Annotated in this window: 14 protein-coding genes; 5 read left to right on the forward strand and 9 right to left on the reverse strand. The window is 74.8% G+C overall.

Features of this window, described 5'->3' with window-relative positions; translation table 11 throughout:
- Window positions 1-165: 165 nt before the first annotated feature.
- Both OG500_RS18675 and OG500_RS18680 read right to left on the reverse strand, forming a co-directional pair.
- Window positions 166-1,470, reverse strand: coding sequence for a hypothetical protein (locus tag OG500_RS18675; RefSeq protein WP_329581709.1), 1,305 nt, complete (start codon window positions 1,468-1,470; stop codon window positions 166-168).
- Between the two features lie 182 nt (window positions 1,471-1,652).
- The gene (locus OG500_RS18680) at window positions 1,653-2,207 is read right to left on the reverse strand and encodes a GNAT family N-acetyltransferase (RefSeq protein ID WP_327067832.1); all 555 of its coding nucleotides are present in this window, start codon (window positions 2,205-2,207) and stop codon (window positions 1,653-1,655) included.
- A 184-nt stretch (window positions 2,208-2,391) separates the two neighbouring features.
- On the opposite strand from OG500_RS18680, the gene OG500_RS18685 reads away from it, so the two are divergent.
- Window positions 2,392-3,282 (forward strand): MerR family transcriptional regulator, encoded by an 891-nt coding sequence (locus OG500_RS18685; RefSeq protein WP_327067833.1) that lies wholly within the window; start codon window positions 2,392-2,394, stop codon window positions 3,280-3,282.
- Here the strand turns inward: OG500_RS18685 and OG500_RS18690 are convergent.
- The 5 genes from OG500_RS18690 to OG500_RS18710 form a co-directional block, all read right to left on the reverse strand.
- A complete protein-coding gene (locus tag OG500_RS18690; RefSeq protein ID WP_329581712.1) occupies window positions 3,201-4,553 on the reverse strand; it encodes a CoA transferase in 1,353 nt (450 codons plus the stop codon). The genes OG500_RS18685 and OG500_RS18690 overlap by 82 nt on opposite strands.
- 55 nt (window positions 4,554-4,608) lie before the next feature.
- Window positions 4,609-5,412 carry a pentapeptide repeat-containing protein gene (locus tag OG500_RS18695; RefSeq protein WP_329581714.1) on the reverse strand — a complete coding sequence of 268 codons (804 nt, stop codon included), beginning with the start codon at window positions 5,410-5,412 and terminating at the stop codon, window positions 4,609-4,611.
- Complete coding sequence (locus tag OG500_RS18700) at window positions 5,409-6,374, reverse strand: LysR family transcriptional regulator (RefSeq protein WP_329581717.1); 966 nt, start codon at window positions 6,372-6,374, stop codon at window positions 5,409-5,411. The genes OG500_RS18695 and OG500_RS18700 overlap by 4 nt, the downstream gene beginning before the upstream one ends.
- Window positions 6,375-6,433: 59 nt before the next feature.
- The gene (locus OG500_RS18705; protein WP_329581720.1) at window positions 6,434-7,216 is read right to left on the reverse strand and encodes a hypothetical protein; all 783 of its coding nucleotides are present in this window, start codon (window positions 7,214-7,216) and stop codon (window positions 6,434-6,436) included.
- A gap of 149 nt (window positions 7,217-7,365) precedes the next feature.
- Entirely contained in the window at window positions 7,366-9,825 is a 2,460-nt protein-coding gene (locus tag OG500_RS18710) for a glycosyl hydrolase family 18 protein (protein ID WP_329581723.1), read from the reverse strand.
- A gap of 340 nt (window positions 9,826-10,165) precedes the next feature.
- Between OG500_RS18710 and OG500_RS18715 the strand changes: the two genes are divergently transcribed.
- Entirely contained in the window at window positions 10,166-11,905 is a 1,740-nt protein-coding gene (locus OG500_RS18715) for a DUF4132 domain-containing protein (RefSeq protein WP_329581726.1), read from the forward strand.
- 95 nt (window positions 11,906-12,000) lie between these two features.
- Here the strand turns inward: OG500_RS18715 and OG500_RS18720 are convergent, their stop codons facing one another.
- Window positions 12,001-13,473 carry an MFS transporter gene (locus OG500_RS18720; protein WP_329581729.1) on the reverse strand — a complete coding sequence of 491 codons (1,473 nt, stop codon included), beginning with the start codon at window positions 13,471-13,473 and terminating at the stop codon, window positions 12,001-12,003.
- 158 nt (window positions 13,474-13,631) lie between these two features.
- On the opposite strand from OG500_RS18720, the gene OG500_RS18725 reads away from it, so the two are divergent.
- Window positions 13,632-14,633, forward strand: a complete 1,002-nt coding sequence (locus OG500_RS18725; RefSeq protein ID WP_327067841.1) for an Lrp/AsnC family transcriptional regulator — start codon at window positions 13,632-13,634, stop codon at window positions 14,631-14,633.
- Window positions 14,634-14,707: 74 nt separating this feature from the next.
- On the opposite strand, the gene OG500_RS18730 is transcribed toward OG500_RS18725, so the two are convergent.
- A complete protein-coding gene (locus OG500_RS18730; RefSeq protein ID WP_329581733.1) occupies window positions 14,708-15,712 on the reverse strand; it encodes a ketopantoate reductase family protein in 1,005 nt (334 codons plus the stop codon).
- Window positions 15,713-15,902: 190 nt separating this feature from the next.
- On the opposite strand from OG500_RS18730, the gene OG500_RS18735 reads away from it, so the two are divergent.
- Window positions 15,903-17,192, forward strand: coding sequence for a cytochrome P450 (locus OG500_RS18735; protein WP_329581735.1), 1,290 nt, complete (start codon window positions 15,903-15,905; stop codon window positions 17,190-17,192).
- A 43-nt stretch (window positions 17,193-17,235) separates the two neighbouring features.
- Entirely contained in the window at window positions 17,236-17,631 is a 396-nt protein-coding gene (locus OG500_RS18740) for a hypothetical protein (protein ID WP_329581738.1), read from the forward strand.
- The last annotated feature ends 37 nt before the right edge of the window (window positions 17,632-17,668 follow it).

The raw sequence follows: 17,668 nt of genomic DNA on the forward strand, positions 1-17,668 counted from the left end.
GTTCCTCTTCCCCACACCGGCCCCTTCGGCCGGTCATCCTATGCGATCAGGTGGAACAACCGGGTCTTCCGAGTTCCGCGCACAGCGCTCCTGGGCCCGTCCGCTCAACCGCTCGGACGGACCCAGGAGGTGTGGACCACCGGTCCGGTCAACGGACCGAACAGGTCAGGCGTGCCGCGCACCGCCCTTGCGGCGGCGCAGCAGCACCAGGGTGCCGACACCGAGCGCGAAGACCGTGGCGCCCGTGACGGCGATCGGCACGGCGTCGCCACCGCCGCCGGTGAAGGCCAGGCTCTTCTCGTCCGCGGCGGCGCTGGCCTGGGCCTGCTGCACGGCGGTGGCCGGGATCGGCAGGACGGCGGCGGCCGGCGGCTGGACCGGGAAGGGGGTCACGGTGTCGTCGGAGGAGGAAGAGGAAGGGGAGGAGGAGGGGCCGCCGGGCAGCGCGCTCGCGGGTGCCGGGGTGGACGGCGCGGGGGTGGCGGTCGCGCTGGCGCTCGGGGCCGGCGTGGCGGACCGGCTCGGGGTGGCGCTCGGCGTCGGCGTGGCGGACGCGCCGGTGCTCGGCGTCGGGGCCGGGGTCTGCGACGGGCTGGGCGAGGGGCTCGCGGAGCCGGACGGGGACGGCGAGGCGGAGGTGGACGGCGGGGCGCTGGGGGTGGCCGGCGCGGAGGGCGAGGCCGGCGGCGTGGCCGGGCTGGACGGCGAGGCGCTGGGGGTGGCCGGCACCGTCGGCGAGGAGGACGGCTCGACCGTGGGCGAGGCGCTCCCGGTCGGGCTGTGCGAGGGCTTCGGGGTGCCGGGCGACACCACGCAGAAGTACGAGGGACGGCTCGCCGACATCTCCCCCGCCTGGGTCGGCTGCCGCTGCGCGTCCACCGGCGCCCAGTAGGAGACGAACTGCGCGAACGCCGGCCCGGTCGGGTTGTCCGCCGGCAGCCCGAGCCGGACCTTGATCGAGACCGACCGGCCCGCCTTGACGAAGATCAGCGCGCCCGGCGCGGGCACCCCGTTCTGGTCCAGCGGCCCGAGCAGCCGCAGCGTGTTCAGGTAGGTCGGGACGGTGCTCGGCTGCCAGTCCTGCTGACCGCGGCGGTAGTCGACGGTGAGCGCGGTGGTGTCGAAGTCGCCGGCCTTGTCGTTCACCCGCAGCGCCGGGTAGAAGACCAGGTCGCTCTTGGAGGGGTTCGTCAGCTCGACGGTGAACTCGGTCGGCGCCGCGCCCGCGGTGATCCGGTCGCGCAGGCCCTGGACCTCCAGGCGCGGTCGGACCGCGGCCGGCACCGCCTGGTCGTCGCCCGTGGCCGGGGTGGCCGAGGGCGTGGGGCTGGTCGCCAGGATCGCCGGCAGCGCGAGGTGGGCGGAGAAGGGCGCGCTGAAGGGGGCAGCCGCCAGCGCGGCCGGAGCACCCGTCAGCACCGCGGAGGAGGCAAGGGTGCCGACCGCGGCCAGAGCGAGAGAACGACGCATGGGTGTGTGCACCTCATCATCAGAATGCCGCGCCCATGGGGAGCCCCCACCAGAAGCCGTCCGGAACGCGATCGTGTGCCGTCGGGCCGCTGGAGACCCACCCCGGGCCGACGGAGATTTCGACGGAGAATATCGGACGAACTGCTTTTGCAGAAAGTGGGGTTGAAAATCCCAGCTGACTCTCAGTTTGGCCCGGTCAGGCGCTCCTCGGGCTGCGGGCGGTCGGCGTGGAGATGGAGGAGTTCGCGCAGGAACGGGTCGAGTCGCAGGCCGTGGTCGATGAGTCCGAGCCGCTGCGCAACCGCGCGCGAACCGGTGTTGTGCGCGTGGATCCAGGCGAAGACCGGCAGTTCGGGCCGCCGCCGGTGGGCCGCATCGATCGCTGCCCGGGACAGCTCGGTGGCGTAGCCGTGGCCCCAGTGCGCGGGCGCCAGGCGGTAGTAGAGGTTCCAGTGCCCGCGGCCCTGGACCTGCACGCCGCCGACGCCGACCACCTCCCCGGTGGTGCGCAGCCGCGCCGTCCAGTAGCCGCTCCCCTCCTCCTCCCAGCGCGCCGCCGCCCGCTCGATCCAGTCCCTGGTCTGCGCGATCCCGGTGTGCCGGCCCGCGGGTTGATGACGCCACACCTCGGGGTCGCGGTTGATCGTGTGCAGCGCGTCGAGGTCGTCCAGGTGCACCGGGCGCAGGTCGAGCCGCTCGGTGGCGACCGCACCCGGCGCGGGAGGGTTCTCGCTCATCCGGGGAGCGTACGCACCGGGCCGGGTCGACCCGCGCCCGGCCCGGTGCTGCTGAGGACGGATCAGCCCCGGGCACGTCAAGACGACCTATCGCGTCCTGCTCCGGAGGAAACGATCCATCGCGTTTCGGGGGCAGCTCGTAGGTTGACCCTCACACCGTGTCAGGCGCTGGAGTGGAGCCATCATGTTCACCATTGGAGACTTCGCCCGGCACGGCCGGGTCTCGGTCCGCATGCTGCGTCACTACGACGCCATCGGGCTGCTGCGCCCCGCACAGGTCGACCCGGTCAGCGGCTACCGCTTCTACCGCGCCGAGCAGCTCGCCCGGCTGAACCGGGTGATCGCGCTCAAGGAACTCGGCTTCACCCTCCAGCAGGTCCAGTCGATCCTGGACGAGCGGGTGGACACCGAGGAACTGCGCGGGATGCTGCGGCTGCGCCGGGCCGAACTGGCCGAGACGGTGGCGGCGGCGACCGCCCGGCTGACCCAGGTCGAGGCGAGGCTCCGAACGATCGCGAGCGAGGGACACATGCAGAACGACGACGTGGTGGTCAAGCCGATCCCGGCGGTCCGGGTGGCCGAGCTGCAGGCCGTGGCCGCCGGCTACGAGCCGGAGCACATCACCCCGGTCATCGGGCCGCTCTTCGACGAGCTGTGCCGGCGGGTGGCCGAGTCCGGGCTGCCCCCGGCCGGGCCGACCATCGCCTACTACGAGCCGGCCGGGGACGGTTCGGAGGCCGTGCTGGTGCACGCGGCGTTCCCGGTGAGCGCCCCGGCCACGCTGCCGCGGCACCCGGCCGGGTTCGCGATCACCGACCTGCCCGCACTGCCGGCCGCCGCCACCATCGTGCACCGCGGCGCGATGGACGAGGTGCTCGGGACCGCGCAGACGCTGGCCCGCTGGATCGACGCCAACGGGTGGCACTCGGCCGGGTTCGCCCGGGAGCTCTACCTGGAGTGCCCGGACGACCCTGGGCAGTGGGTGACCGAGCTTCAGGAGCCGGTGGTCCAGGCCGGGGCGTCGGTGCCCCAGCGGGTCGGGCCCGCGGACCAGGTGCCCGGGGCGCCGGCGTAGCCGATCGGGGGCCGGGCGTGCCGGAGCAGGCCGTACGGGCCGGGGGTCTCGGCCAGGTGCGGGTGCGCGCCCGGCGCGGGGGCGGCGGCCCCGGGCTCGGGCGTGGACGCGGGCAGGCCGAGCAGCCACTGGGCGGCGCCGGCCAGCGAGTGGCGCAGCAGCGTCCCGGCGCCGGTGCGCTGGCGCTCGGTCAGCGCCCGCAGTACACCGGCTGCCAGCAGGTAGCCGGTGCCGTGGTCGAGCGCCTGGGCGGGCAGCACGCCGGGGCGCCCGTCCGGCCCGGCCTCGATCAGCGCGATCCCGCAGCCGGCCTGCACCAGGCTGTCGAAGCCGCGGCGCCCGGCCCAGGGCCCGTGCCGGCCCCAGGCGCAGAGCTGGGCCACCACCAGGTGGGGCGGCAGGTCGGCGGGCGCCAGCCCGTAGCGGTCGAGCGCCCCCGGGCGGTAGCCGGTGACCAGCACGTCGGCGGTGGCGACCAGCTCGCGCAGCACGGCCAGGTCGGCTGGCACGGAGGCGTCGAGCAGGGTCGAGCGCTTGCCGAACCCGGTGTCGGCGTGGGCGTCCTCGCTCTCCGGCAGCCGCGGGGAGTCGACGCGCAGCACGTCGGCGCCGAGCAGCGCCAGCGTGCGGGTGGCGACGGGGCCGGCGATGACCCGGGTGAGGTCCAGCACCCGCACCCCGGCGGCGGGCAGCGCGGCGGGGGCGAGCCGGCGCTCGCCGCTGCCGCGCGCGGTGCGCTCGACCAGCGGGTGCTCGGTCGGCTCGGCCGGCCGCACCGCCACCGCCAGTGCGCCGGCGGCGTACGCGCTCTCCTGCACCTCCAGCGCCGAGCGCCCCGCGAGCTCGGCGGCGAGTTGCTCGGGGCCGGTGTCGGGCCCGCGGCCGAGCGCGGCCAGCAGGCGCTCGCGGTGGTGCGGGTAGTTGGCGTGCGTGCGGACCCACCCGTCGGCGGTGCGCCAGAACCCGGAGAGCGGCGCGAAGCTGGCCGGCGCCCGCCCCTCGATCCGCAGGTGCCGCTCGCTGACGAAGGCCGGGGCCACCGCCGCCTCGTCCACCGTCACGGCCGGCCGCGGCCCGCCGTTGCGCTCCGCCAGCAGCTCGGCCGCCGCCAGCGAGCAGACCCCGACCGTGGCGCCGGCGAACTCCCGCACCGGCAGTCGGCTCTCCAGCACCCCGGGCGCACGCCGGTAGCGCACGCCGCTCGTCAGCTCCGGTGCACCGCCGAGCGCGGACCAGGCCTGGGCGGTGGGGAGGTCTTCGCGATCTGTCACCCCGTCATTCTGCGCCCGGGCGGGCCTGCGGCGGGAGGGGGTGGCGGGGTGGGAGTCACCAGTGGGACGGGCGGGTCAGGCCGGTGGGGAGCTTGGTGGCGGCGTCGCCCCGGGCGGCGGTGAGCTGGGGCTGGGTGAGGAAGATGGCGCCGGTGAGATCGGCGCCGTGGAGCCGGGCGTCGCGCAGGTCGGCGCCGATCAGGTCGGTGCAGCGCAGGTCGGCGCCGGTGAGGTCGGCGGCGATCAGGTAGGCGCCGCGCAGGGTGGCACCGGCGAGCTGGGCCTTCGCGAGCTTGGCACCGATCAGGTCCGCGCCGCGGCGGTCGCGCTTCTTGCCGGGGATGGTGGCCCGGACCAGGTCGCCGGCCTGGAGCAGCAGGGTGTTGACCCGCTGGCGGTGGGCGGGGACGTCGAGGGCGAGCAGCTCGGCGGGGGCGGCGGCGGTCAGCGCGGTGGTCTCGGCCCGCAGCTCGCCCAGCGCGGGGTGCAGCCGGGCGGCCGGGGCGGCGGCGAGCGCCTGGTCGAGGTACCAGAGCAGTTCGCGCAGCTGGCGCACGACCGGGAAGACGTCGAACATCTCGCGCGCCGTCTGCGGGGCCGTGCGCCAGTCGGTGCCGCCGAAGGTGACCTGGGAGACCTGCTGGCCGGCGCCGAAGCAGTCGTAGACCGTGCAGCCGGTGAAGCCCTTCTCCCGCAGCCGGGTGTGGATGCCGCAGCGGAACTCGGTGTCCAGGTTGCGGCAGGGCTTGCCGGCCTCCTTGGTGATCGCGAAGTCCGCCGAGGCCGTGAAGGGCAGCGCGACGCAGCACAGGCCGAAGCAGCTGGCGCAGTCGCCGGTCAGGGCGGTGGGCTCGGTCACGAAGGTCCTCTATTCGGGTGGGCCGGGCCATCGAGTAGAGCCGACGCACGGGGGGCCCGTCCAATCGGTTCGGGCGGGGCCGGCAGGGCGGGCAGCAGGGCGGCGCCGCGCAGCTCGCGGATCAGGGCGCGCACGGCCAGCGTGCCGGCCAGCTCCGGGGTGGTGACGTAGCCGACCGTGCGGGTCGGGCGCTCGGGGCCGAGGTCGGTGAGCGCGACGGTGGCGGGGGCGTCCAGCACGGCCAGGCGCGGCATGATCGCCATGCCCATCCCGCGCGCGACCATCGAGAGCACCACGCTGTCCTCGCCGGCGTCGAGCCGGGCGGCCGGCAGCCAGTCCTGCCGGGACCACCAGGTGCGGGTGTAGGAGGAGCAGTTCTCCGCCCAGTCGATCAGCGGCAGCGAGCGCGGGTCGACCTGCCCGACGGGGTGGACCAGCGAGTACTCCTCCTCGAACAGCTCGCCCGCGACCAGCCCCTCCGGCAGCCGGTAGTTGCCGCTCAGGGTCGCGATGCCGAGGTCGGCCCGCCCGGCGTGGACCTCGCCGGCGGTGCCGGGCCCGACCTCGGGGACGATCCGCACCTCGGGGGCCAGGGCCGGGTGGGCCGCCCGCAGGCGGGTGAGCACCGTGGGCAGCAGGTGCACGGCGGCGCTGCGGAAGGCGGCGATCCGCAGCGGTCCGCCGACCGCCCCGGTGCTCGCGCCGCGCGCCTCGGCGGGCAGCGCGTCGAGCAGCCGCAGGATCCGGCGGGCGTGCGCGGCGGCGCGCTCCCCGGCGGGGGTGGGACGGGCGCCGTGCCGGCCGCGGTCGAAGAGGACCGCGCCGATCTTGCGCTCACAGGCGCTGACGGCGTGTGAGACGGCGGACTGGGTCAGGCCGAGCGCCTCGGCGGCGGCGGTGAAGCTGCCCCGGTGCTCGACGGCGACCAGGATCCGCAGCTCGCGGATGGCGAGATCGTTCACGCCGCCCACCGTACTGCGCCCGCCCCGGGTGCCGGGGCGGGCGCCGTACGGGGGTGGGGTCAGAGCTGGTCGGGGTGCGGGGCGTAGCTCGGGTGGCTCGGCTGCTGGGCCGGCGCGCCCGGGTAGGACGGCTGGGCGCCGCCGTACGGGTTCTGCCCGGTGGGCGGCTGCTGGGCCGGGAACGGCTGGGCGGGCGGCTGCTGACCCGGGAAGGGCTGGGCGGCGGGCGGCTGCTGGCCGGGGAAGGGCTGGGCGGCGGGCGGCTGCTGGCCCGGGAACGGCTGGGCGGGCGCCTGCGGCGGGAACGGCTGCCCGGCGGGCGGCTGCTGGCCCGGGAACGGCGGCTGGACGCCCTGCGGCATGAGGGGCCGGCCCAGCGGGTCGGGCGCGGTGGGCGGCACCGAGCCGTCCGCCATCGCCCCGGGCGGGAAGGCCGCCGCGAGCTGGTCCATCTCGTTGCGCCAGTAGCGGTGGATGTTCAGCCGCTTCGGCTTGCTGTCGGTGGGCAGCTGGAGGTACATCGAGCTCCAGATGGTGGCCCGCTTGACCCGGCTGACCGGGAAGGCGTGCCGCGGGAAGACCGCGACCACCTCGCCCGGGCGGTTGGTCCAGCGGCTGGCCACGTTGACCACCACCGAGCTGCTGGTGAGGGTGAGGAAGTAGAACCGCCGGGTCAGCGCGACGAGCAGGCCCAGGCCCGGGACCTCGTCGAAGATCGCGTTGAGCCATGGGCTCGGCCCGGTCTCCACGTGCACGCAGGCGATGAAGGTCTCCCCGGGCGGCGCCACCTGGGACAGCTTCTCGACGACCTGAGCCTTCTGCTTGGCCCGGCGAATTGCCATGGTTTCCGTTCCTCTTCCCCGTCTGTCCACCGCCTCGTGCCGCGGTGAAATCGGCTGAGATTAGCAGGTCGTGATGGCCGGTCGAACACCTGACGGCCCCCGGTGCGCGGTGCGCTCCGGGGGCCGCCGGGACCGTTCGGGACGGGCTGCTACTTCATGCTGCCGGTCATCGCCTTGACCAGGCTGCCCGACGGGTCGTCAGCCTCCAGCGAGTAGGCGAAGATTCCGCCCAGGCCCTTGCTGGTGGCGTACGCGCCGCGGGCGGTGATGGCCTGCGGGGTGTCACCGGTGTAGAGGTTGGTGCCGTCGTAGATCCACGAGCTCTGCGTGACCGGGTCCCAGTGCACGTTGGCCGCGGTGGTCTTGCCGGTGGCCACCAGCTCCTTCCAGAAGGCCACGCCGGCCGCCTGGCTGGTGCTCTGCGCGGCGGACGGGCCGGTGGCGCTCTGGTAGAGGCCGTTGGTGCTGCCGGCCGGCACGCCGGTCCAGCCGCGGAAGTAGAACGGCACGCCCAGCACCAGCTTCGAGGCCGGGAAGCCGCCCTTGATCCCGTACGCCGGGTCACCGTTGATGAAGGCGTTCACCGCGTTGTCGACGGTGTACTTCTCGGTGCCGGGGGCGATCGGGGTGCTCGGGTCGCCCGGGCTGTTGTAGAGCGGGTCCTGCAGGTTGGTGGGACCGGTCGCGTCCCAGGCACCGTGCATGTCGTAGCTCATGATGTTGCCGTAGTCCAGGTACTTGCCGATCTGGTCGGTCTGGACGTTGGTGATCTTGTCCTGGCCGCTCGGCAGCGCCGCGGTGAGCAGGAAGTGCTTGCCGATGCTGCTGCCGTAGGCGTCCAGCTCGTTGCGGAACTCGGCGAGCAGCGCGGTGTAGTCGGCGGTGTCGGCGGCCGAGTAGTGGTTGCCCGCGTGGCCGCCGGAAGAGGCCGGGTACTCCCAGTCGATGTCGATGCCGTCGAAGATGCCCGCGGCCGAGCCGGTGCCGCCGGAGGCGTCGCCGGAGACGCCGGTGGGCAGGTTGCCCTTGATGAACATGTTGATGCAGGAGGAGACGAACTTCTTGCGCGAGGCGTCGGTGGCGGCCACGTCGGAGAAGTACTTCGAGTAGGTCCAGCCGCCCAGCGAGAGCGTGAAGCGCAGGTTCGGGTACTTGGCCTTCAGCTCGCGCAGCTGGTTGAAGTTGCCCTTGATCGGCTGGCTCCAGGCGTCGTTGCCGCCGTCCACGCTGTTGGCCGAGGTGTAGGACTTCTGGTAGTCCGCGAAGGCGTCGCCCGCACCGTCACCCGCGTTCGGGTCGCTGTCGTTGGTGTCGGCGGCCTTGATGGTCTCGAAGCAGGTCTGGTTGGTCGGGTCGATGTTCTCGAACGCGTAGGTCATCACGTTCAGGCCGGAGGCCGCGCCGCTGGCCGCCACCGTGCTCGGGTAGTACTGGTTGCCGTAGATGCCCCACTGCGAGAAGTACGCGGACTTCACCGCGCCGGTGGGCTGGGCGCCGGTGGTGACGGCGACCGGGGCGGACTGGGCGCTGCTGTGCCCCGCCACGTCGTAGCCCTGGACGGTGAAGGTGTAGGCGGTGTTCGGCAGCAGCGAGCTGACGGTGACCGAGGTGCCCATCGAGGTGGCGACCAGGTTGCCGCCCGAATAGACGTAGTACGCCGGGACGTTGCCGTTCTGGCCGCCGTCGGCGGCGGCGGACCAGTTCAGCGTGACGGTGTTGTTGCTGACGGCGGCGGTGACCCCGGTGGGGGTGCTGACCAGGCCGTCGCCGCCGGGCGCGGTGCCGGTGCCGGGGCCGGCGGTGGGGCTCGCGGTGGGCGAGGCGCTCTGGGTGGGGCTCGCGCTATGCGACGGCGAGGCGCTCTGGCTCGGCGAGGCGCTCTGCGACGGGCTCGCGCTCTGCGACGGCGAGGCGCTCTGGCTCGGCGAAGCGCTCTGCGACGGGCTCGCGCTCTGGCTCGGCGAGGCGCTCTGGCTCGGCGAAGCGCTCTGCGACGGGCTCGCGCTCTGGCTCGGCGAGGTGCTCTGGCTCGGCGAACCGGTGCTGCCCGCCGGGCCGGTGAGCGCCAGGTCGTCCGCGTAGTACGTCCCCTGGCCGTACCAGCCGTGCACCCAGACCGTCACCGAGGTGGTCGAAGCACCGGTGGTGAAGGCGGTGTTGAGGTTGGCCCAGGCGGCACTGGAGGAGGTCCAGGTGCTGGTGTCGGTGGTGCCGGTGCCGGTCACGCCGAGGTAGGCGTAGCTGCCCTTCAGCCAACCGGTCAGGTTGTAGGCGGTGTTCGGGGTGACCGTCACGGTCTGCGCGCACTGCGCGGTGTCCGCGGCGGAGGCGGCGCCCGCCAGCGCGTAGCTGCCGCCGTGCGGGGAGGTGGTGGTGATGCTGCCGAGGCCGCTGGAACAGGTCCAGCCGGACAGCGCGCCGGTCTCGAAGTCGCCGTTGGCCAGCAGGTTGGCGCTCGCGGCCGAGGCGGAACCGCCGGCCAGGGCGGCCAGACCGGCCGCGCCGGCCACCAGGGCGGTGGCGGTGGCGAGCACGGTGGCGCTTCTGAACGGGCGCCGGGCGGTCTGGGGCCGCTCGGCCGGCCGCGCGGCGGGGCTGCGTTCGGGCATGGTCGCTCCAGGGAGTCACGCCCGGCCGAAGGGCACCGGACGCCGTGTGGGGGAGGTGTACCTGGGTCAGGGCGGGGCGCAGTCGCCTGATCTGGTTCCGCGGATTGGCGCAGAACGTATGCCCAGTCCACCGGCCGGGTCAACAGGTCTGTACCAATCTGCAATCTGATGAACCATCCGACCGGCCCAAACGTCCGAGTTCGTCCGGCAATGGACCTCGCTCGGTCGAACAGGTCTGTACCTGTTCGACCGGTGCGGCGGCGGTCGGCGCACTGCCACGGGTGCCACCCGGCGTGGTCGGGCAGGGGCGAGTGCGGTAGGACTGCGAACGACGACGGGGGTGAGGATCGTGCTTCGGTGGTGGCATCGGTTCGGTCAGGGCCGGGAGTTCCCACGGACGTGGGGCGACGGAGGCGGCGAGCCGTTCGAGCCGCGCGAGCTGGGCCGGGCGCTGGCCAGGGCCGGCGCGGCCGACGGGCGCTCCCGGCCGGATCCCGGCCGACCGGGGCAGCAGCGGCCCGCGCCGCACACCGCCGCCCTGCTCGCCGGACTGCCCGCCGAGACCCTGCGGGCCATCGCGCTGCGGCTCCAGCAGGAGCGCAGCGGCCTGCTGGCGCGGGACCACGAGTGGGCGGCGGGCGCGGTGCTGTGCGCGACGCACTGCGGCTGGCGGCCGGCGGAGGTCCACCAGCTGTTCGCCACCGCCCTGCTGGGGGTGGACCCGGTCCGCCCGGGGGCCACCGACTGGGTGACCGCCGAGCGCAGCCTGGAGCTGCCGCTGGCCGCCTGCGCGGAACTGGACCCGCCCGAGCGCGAGCCGTTCCAGCCGTACCTGCGCACCCTGCTCGCCGCCCGGTCCGGCTGCCGGGCCGACCTCGGCACGCCGGACGGCCGGCCCACCGCCGAGCAGGCGGCCTTCGCCGAGCGGCTGCGCGCGCTGGTGTCCACCCCGTTCGACCCCGACCCGCTGCTGCCCTGGGGCCCGGACCTGGGCGCCGGGGACGAGCTGTTCGCCCGCTCGGCCCGCTGCGGGCTCGGCGCCCGGCTGTACGAGGAGCCCGCGCTGCGGCTGCTGGAGCTGTGCGCGCAGACCACCGAGCTGCGGCCCGGCTATCAATGGCTGGGCCGGGCCAAGGAGTTGTCCGAGCTCACGCCGGACCTGCGGCAGCCGCTGCGGATCCTGCTGGCGGCCGGGCGCGGCGGGCCGGCCGACTGCCGGCCCGCCGGTCAGCCGCACCCGGGAGAACTCGGTGAGCGCAGTGCCCACGTGCTGGCCGCGCTGGCCTGGGTCGCGGTGGTCACCGAGGACACCAAGGCGCTCCACCAGCTCAGCCGCGCCCTGGAGCACCACGGGCGCGCCGCGCTCGGCGACCTGCGGCCGGCCGCCTCGCACTTCGTCCGCTCCGGGATGGCGGCCCTGGCCGCGCTCGCCGGGGAGCCGGGCGCCGGAGCACACCGCCGGCTGCTGGCGGGCAACTCGCCGGCCGCCACCAGGCTGGCCCGCGAGGAGCTCGCCGCGGTCCGCGACCTGCCCGCGGGCGCCGACCTGACGGCGCTGCGGGTACCGGTCGGCCCGTACACGGCCTCCTTCGTGATCGGCGCCAAGGGCACGGTGGAGCTGCGGTTCCGCAACCAGGCGGGCCGCCTGCTGAGCGGCGTCCCCTCCCAGGTGCGCGAGCGGCACCCCGCCCGGTACGCCGCGCTGCGCACCCGGCTCGCCGAGCTGCGCACCCGACTGGTGACCTACCGCGGCATGTTGGCCGAGCGCCTGCACGCCGACCCCGGCACACCGGCGGCCCGGTGGCAGGCCGACCACCTGGGCGATCCGGCGCTCGCCCAGCTCGGCTGTGCCCTGGTCTGGCACATTGACACACCGTCAGGCCCGTTGCTGGGCCTACCGGTCCGCCGCAAGGGCGCCACCCACTGGATGCTGCGCGACCTGGCGGGGCGGATGCACGAACTGGCCGACGACACGCTGGTGCGGCTCTGGTCCCCGGCGGCGGACGAGGCGGAGCAGGCGGCCGCCTGGCGGGCCGAGCTGGCCCGGCGCGGGCTGGCGCAACCGGTGCCGCAGGTGTGAGGGAGCGCCGCACGAGGGCCGGTCGGCCCGAACAGCAGCGCCGCCCGCCGCGGATCGGGTGATCCGGGACGGGCGGCGCGGGGCCGGCCTCGGTGTCAGGCCTTCGCCGCAGTCGCAGCCGCAACCGCGGGGGCCGCGTCCGCCGGGGCCGCCGCGGCCTGGCCGGGCGCCCAGGCGCCGGGGACCGGTGCCGGGCGGCGCACCAGCGCCAGCACCAGCACCCCGGCCACCAGACCGGCGCAGCCCGCCACCAGGAAGACCCGGTCCAGCCCGGCCGCGAAGGCCGCGTGCAGGTCGGGGCGGCCGGCGGCGTGCCCGGTGAACTGCCGCACCCGGTCCTGGAACACCGTGCCGAGCAGCGCGATGCCGAGCGCATAGCCCAGCTGGCGACCGGTGTTGACCGCGCCGCTGGCCATCCCGGCCCGCTCGCGCGGCACCGAGGCCAGCGCGGTGGACATCAGCTGCGGGGTGGCCAGGCCCACGCCCACCCCGCTGACCAGCAGACCGGGCAGCAGGGCCGTCCAGTTGGAGCCGGCCGAGACCAGGCCGAGCAGCAGCGTGCCGCCGCCGATCAGCAGCAGGCCGACGCCGATCGGCAGCTGCGGCGCGAGCCGGTGCACCGCCTTGCCGGTGGCCAGCGACACCGCGAAGGAGGCCAGTGCCAGCGGGCAGACGGCCAGGCCCGCGTTGAGCGGTGTCAGGTCCAGCGCCTGCTGCAGCCAGATCGAGACGTAGGTGAGCTGGGCGAAGGCAGCGGCGTTGAGCAGCAGGCCGCCCACCGTCAGCCCCAGGAAGGTGCGGTTGCGCAGCAGCGCCAGGTCCAGCAGCGGGTGCCCGGCGCGCAGCTCGGCCACCGCGAAGACCACCAGCGCGAGGACGCCGAGGGCGAGCGGGCCGAGCACCTGCACGCTGCCCCAGCCCTTGTCGCCGCTCTCGATCAGCCCGTAGACGAGCGAGCCGGCGAAGACGGTGAAGCTCAGCGCACCGGCCAGGTCGATCCGGCCGCGGGCCACACCCGAGCCGCCCTTGAGGTAGCCGAGGGTCATCGCCAGCGCGAGGACCGCGACCGGCACGTTGACCATGAAGATCGCACGCCAGCCGAACTGGTCGGTGAGCAGGCCGCCGAGCACCGGGCCGACCGCGGCCGCCGCGCCGTTCACGGCACCCCAGACGGCGAACGCGGTGCCGCGGTCACGGCCCTGGTAGGCGCCGTTCAGCAGGGCGGTGGTGGAGGTCATCATCGCGGCGCCGCCGATGCCCTGGGCCGCGCGGGAGGCGATCAGGGTGGCCGCGTCGGGCGCCAGCGCGCAGGTCAGCGAGGCGACGGCGAAGAGCACCAGGCCGCCGAGGTAGAGCCGCCGGTGGCCGAGCCGGTCGCCGAGCGAGCCCAGCGCCATCAGCAGCGCGGCCAGGGTCAGCGCGTAGATGTCCACCACCCACTGCAGGGAGGTGAAGGAGGAGTGCAGGTCGACGGACATCTTCGGCAGGGCCACGTTCACGATGCTGACGTCGACGAGCAGCATGAAGGCGCCCAGGCAGATGGCTGCCAACGGTATCCACTTGCGCACGGTGTTCTCTCCGGTCAGAGCAGAGGGCCACTGGCGGGTCTGCCACCCGCCGGCGGCCCGGACGATGTCGATCGGTGCCCACCCTGCGCCGTCGAGGCGGGGTTTCCTCAGCCGGCCGACCAGCCCCGGTGGATTTCGACATCACCTACGCTGGAGCGGTGGATTCCGACACCTTCGACAGAATCGACCGCGAGCTGGTCCACGCCCTCCAACTCAACGCCCGAGCGCCCTTCAGCCGGATCGCGGCCGTGCTCGGCGTCTCCGACCAGACCGTGGCCCGCCGCTACACCCGGCTGCGCGGCAGCGGCCGGATCCGGGTCCTGGGCCTGACCCACCCCGAGGCGCTGGGCGAGGTGCGCTGGCACGTGCGGGTGCAGTGCACCCCCGACGCGGCCTCCTCGGTGGCCGAGGCACTGGCCCGGCGCAACGACACCTCCTGGGTCACGCTCAGTTCGGGCGGCACCGAGATCAACTGCTCCACCCGCGCCCACCCCGACCAGGCCGACCACTCGCTGCTGCTCCAGCGGCTGCCGCGCACCCCGAGCGTGGTCGGCGTCACCGCGCACTGCGTGCTGCACACCTTCTTCGGCGGCGCGATGAGCATGGTGATGAAGACCGACACGCTCAGCGCCGAGCAGGTGGCGGCGCTGGGCCCACTGCCCGCCGCCGCCACCGTGCCCACCGGACCGCCGAGCGGACCGCCCCCGGTGCTCGACGCGGCCGACCGGCGGCTGCTCGACGCACTGGCCGTGGACGGGCGCACCCCGCCGGCCGAACTCGCCGCCGCCACCGGCTGGTCGCTCAGCACGGTGCGCCGCCGGCTGGAGGAGCTGGAGGCCTGCGGGGTGCTCTACTACGACCTGGAGGTGCACTGGCGGCTCTTCGGCGTGCGGGCCCAGACCATGCTCTGGCTCTCGGTGGCGCCGGCCGAGCTGGCCGCCACCGGCACGGCGCTGGCCGAACACCCGGAGGTGGCCTACGCCTGCGCGACCACCGGGGCGACCAACCTGCACGCGGTCGTCCTGACCCGGGACGCGCAGGCCCTCTACACCTACCTGACCACCAGGATCGCCTCGCTGCCCGCGGTGCGGCAGTTGGAGACCGCGCCGACCATGCGGCTCGTCAAGGGCCCGGGGCCGCTGCCGCTGGCACGCCGCTAGGGCCTCTCTTTCGGATCTTGCGCGCCCGGCAAGATCCGAAAGAGCGGCCCTGGGCGGCAGCGACCCCGGTGCGCTCAGACCAGGCCGACCGCGGCGGCCAGCTCCTCGCCGGTCAGGCTGCCCGGGGCCCGGCGCTCGCGCGCGCTCGCGTTCGCCAGCCGCTGGAGCGCCTCGTTGACCGGCACCGGCACCCCGTGCAGCCGCCCGAGCAGCACCATCTCGCCGTTCAGGTGGTCGGCCTCGATCGAGCCGGTGCCGCGGGCCAGGCTCTGCCAGGAGGAGCCGCCGGTCGCCGCCCCCGAGACCGGCGGCTTCTCCACCTTGCCGGTGCGCATGTCCGCCATCTCGGCGGCGTCCGCCCGCGCGATCCCGGCGGCGTCCAGCACCCGGTCCGCCTCCGCCACCGCCTCCCGGGCCACCCGCTGGGCGGCCGGGTCGCCGCCCGTGCCGCAGAGCGCCTCGACGGTGGTGACCAGGTTGGTGACCAGCTTGCCGTACTTCCAGTACATGACGTCGGGGGCCAGCGGCGCGAGGAAGCCGGCCTTCACCAGGTCCTCGCCGATCGCGCGCAGCGTCCCGTCCGCCTCGGCGCGCGGCGGGTAGTGGCCCAGGGTGAGCATCCCGGTGTACGGGGTGCAGGGGGCGGTGATCGAGCCGGCCGCCAGGTAACTGGCCGGCAGCAGCACGCACATGCCGTACACCCGGGCGAAACGGCGCAGCGCCAGGCGCTCGTTCTCCACCCCGTTCTGCGCGATGACCAGCGGCAGCCGCTCGCCCGCCGTGCCGCCGCCGGCGACCGGACGGTCCGCCCAGGCGACCAGCGCCGCCTCGGTGTCCTGCGTCTTGACCGCGAGCACCAGCACGTCCTCCGGCGCGAGTTCGACCCCCTGCGGCCCCTGGGCCACCGGCACCGGGAGCACCCGGGTGCCCAGGTCGGGGGTGGTCAGCGCCAATCCCTGCTCGTGCAGGGCCTGGTACTGGCTGCCGCGCGCCACCAGGACCACCTGGTGCCCGCTCTCGTACAGCCGCCCGCCGATGGTGCCGCCGATCGCGCCGGCGCCGATGATGATGTACCGCATTTCCCTGGCTCCCCTCGTCGTTCCCGTGCGGGGCAGGTCCTGGTACCCCCGCGCGCCCCGCCGCAGACCAGGTCACCGTACCGTTCGTGCCCGCCGCTTCACCGGGCCGGGCCGGGAGCCGCCCGGGGGCCGGGCCGAAGGCCGTGGGAAAAATATTGACAGTTCTGCCACTTTCTCTATGGTGGACCGTATGACGCAGCCAACCCAGGCCGGTCCGGCCCTGTCTGACGAACCATCAGATCTTCCGTCGCTCCCCCGCCGGCGCGGCTGCCCGTTCGACCCCGACCCCGCGTACGCGCGACTGCGCGAGGACCAGCCGGTCAGCCGGATCGCCTTCCCCAGCGGCGGCTCCGGCTGGCTGGTCACCCGCTGGGCCGACGCCCGGGCGGTGCTGGCCGACCCCGCCTTCAGCTCCCGGCTCAGCACCGGCTCCCCGCACGTGCGCCGGACCCTCGTCCCGCTGCCCGAGCAGGCGCTGCCGGGAGCGCTGCTGCGCCTGGACGGCGCCGAGCACCGGCGCTACCGGCGACCGGTGATGCGGGCGTTCACCGTCCGGCGGGTGCAGCAGCTGCGGCCGCGGATCGAGCGGATCGTCGAGGAGCACCTGGCCGCGATGGAGCGCGCGGCCGCGGCCGGCGGCGGGGCACCGGTCGACCTGGTGGCCGAACTCGCGCTCCCGGTCACCTCGCTGGTCATCTGCGAGCTGCTCGGGGTGCGCTACGAGGACCGCGCCACCTTCCAGCGCCTGGCCGGGCAGCTGCTGACCATCGACGTCACACCGGAGCAGTCCGTGCAGGCCCGGCTGGAGCTGGGCGCCTTCCTGTCCGAACTGGTCGCCGCCAAGCGGCTGGCCCCCGGCGCCGACCTGCTCAGCACGCTGGTCGCGGAGGCCGACGCCGATCCCGAGGGCCCGCTGAACGACCAGGCCCTCACCGTGCTCGGCTCGCTGCTGCTGATCGCCGGCCACGAGACCACCGCCAACATGATCTCGCTCGGCGCGCTCGCCCTGCTCCAGCACCCCGGGCAGCTCGCCGCCCTGCGCGCGCAGCCCGCGCTGGGCGAGGGCGCGGTGGAGGAGCTGCTCCGCCACCTGACCATCATCCAGTTCGGCCTGCTCCGGCTCGCCACCCAGGACACCACCGTGGGCGGTCGGTCGATCCGCGCCGGCGAGCAGGTGGTCGTCGCGCTGCCCGCCGCCAACCGGGACCCGGAACTCGGGCTCGGGCTGCCCGGCGCCGGCGAACCGCTGACGGACCCGGAGCACCTGGACATCACCCGCCCGCCGACCGCGCACCTGGCCTTCGGCCACGGACCGCACCAGTGCCTGGGCCAGCAACTCGCGCGCGCCGAACTGCAGATCACCCTCGGCGCGCTCTTCGCCCGGTTCCCCGGCCTGCGCCTGGCCGAGCCGCTGGAGCAGGTCCCGTTCCGCGACGACATGATCATCTACGGCGTCCACCGCCTGCTGGTGACCTGGTGACGCACCGGCCCGCGGCAGGGCCGCAGGCACTACTCTGTCGGCCATGTCGAAACTTGATGGTCTGCTGGTCGACATCGCCGCCATGGTGGAGTCCGAGCGCAGCAATCAGATGCCCATGACAGTGGTCGTGCCGGGAGCGGTCATCACCGGCCGGCTGGCACCGGAGAGCCTGTGGCGCGAGCGGGTGGCCGAGGTGCTCGCGACCTCGGAACACCTCAAGCCCTTCGCCGCCCTCTTCGCGGCCCCCACCGCACCCGGCAGCGCCACCACGCACGTCGCCGAGCGGGCCGCCGGCGAGCCGACCCACCTGCACCTGCACCTCGCCCGGATCCTGCAGGGCAGCTTCGGGCTGCCGCACACCGGCGGCATGTACCGCATCGCCATCGCGGACGTGAGCAGTTGGACGGTCGGCGACCTCAGTTACTCGGACGACCAGTAGCCCGCCGCCGCGCCGGCCGCTGCGCCTGACCACAGCA

Source organism: Kitasatospora sp. NBC_01250 (assembly GCF_036226465.1).
Lineage (GTDB): Bacteria > Actinomycetota > Actinomycetes > Streptomycetales > Streptomycetaceae > Kitasatospora.

What these genes read in the sequence shown, in the direction of transcription:
- OG500_RS18675 (WP_329581709.1), bottom strand. Translation starts at nt 1,470, where the DNA reads ATGCGTCGTTCTCTCGCTCTGGCCGCGGTCGGCACCCTTGCCTCCTCC.
- OG500_RS18680 (WP_327067832.1), bottom strand. Translation starts at nt 2,207, where the DNA reads ATGAGCGAGAACCCTCCCGCGCCGGGTGCGGTCGCCACCGAGCGGCTC.
- OG500_RS18685 (WP_327067833.1), top strand. Translation starts at nt 2,392, where the DNA reads ATGTTCACCATTGGAGACTTCGCCCGGCACGGCCGGGTCTCGGTCCGC.
- OG500_RS18705 (WP_329581720.1), bottom strand. Translation starts at nt 7,216, where the DNA reads ATGGCAATTCGCCGGGCCAAGCAGAAGGCTCAGGTCGTCGAGAAGCTG.
- OG500_RS18710 (WP_329581723.1), bottom strand. Translation starts at nt 9,825, where the DNA reads ATGCCCGAACGCAGCCCCGCCGCGCGGCCGGCCGAGCGGCCCCAGACC.
- OG500_RS18730 (WP_329581733.1), bottom strand. Translation starts at nt 15,712, where the DNA reads ATGCGGTACATCATCATCGGCGCCGGCGCGATCGGCGGCACCATCGGC.
- OG500_RS18735 (WP_329581735.1), top strand. Translation starts at nt 15,903, where the DNA reads ATGACGCAGCCAACCCAGGCCGGTCCGGCCCTGTCTGACGAACCATCA.
- OG500_RS18740 (WP_329581738.1), top strand. Translation starts at nt 17,236, where the DNA reads ATGTCGAAACTTGATGGTCTGCTGGTCGACATCGCCGCCATGGTGGAG.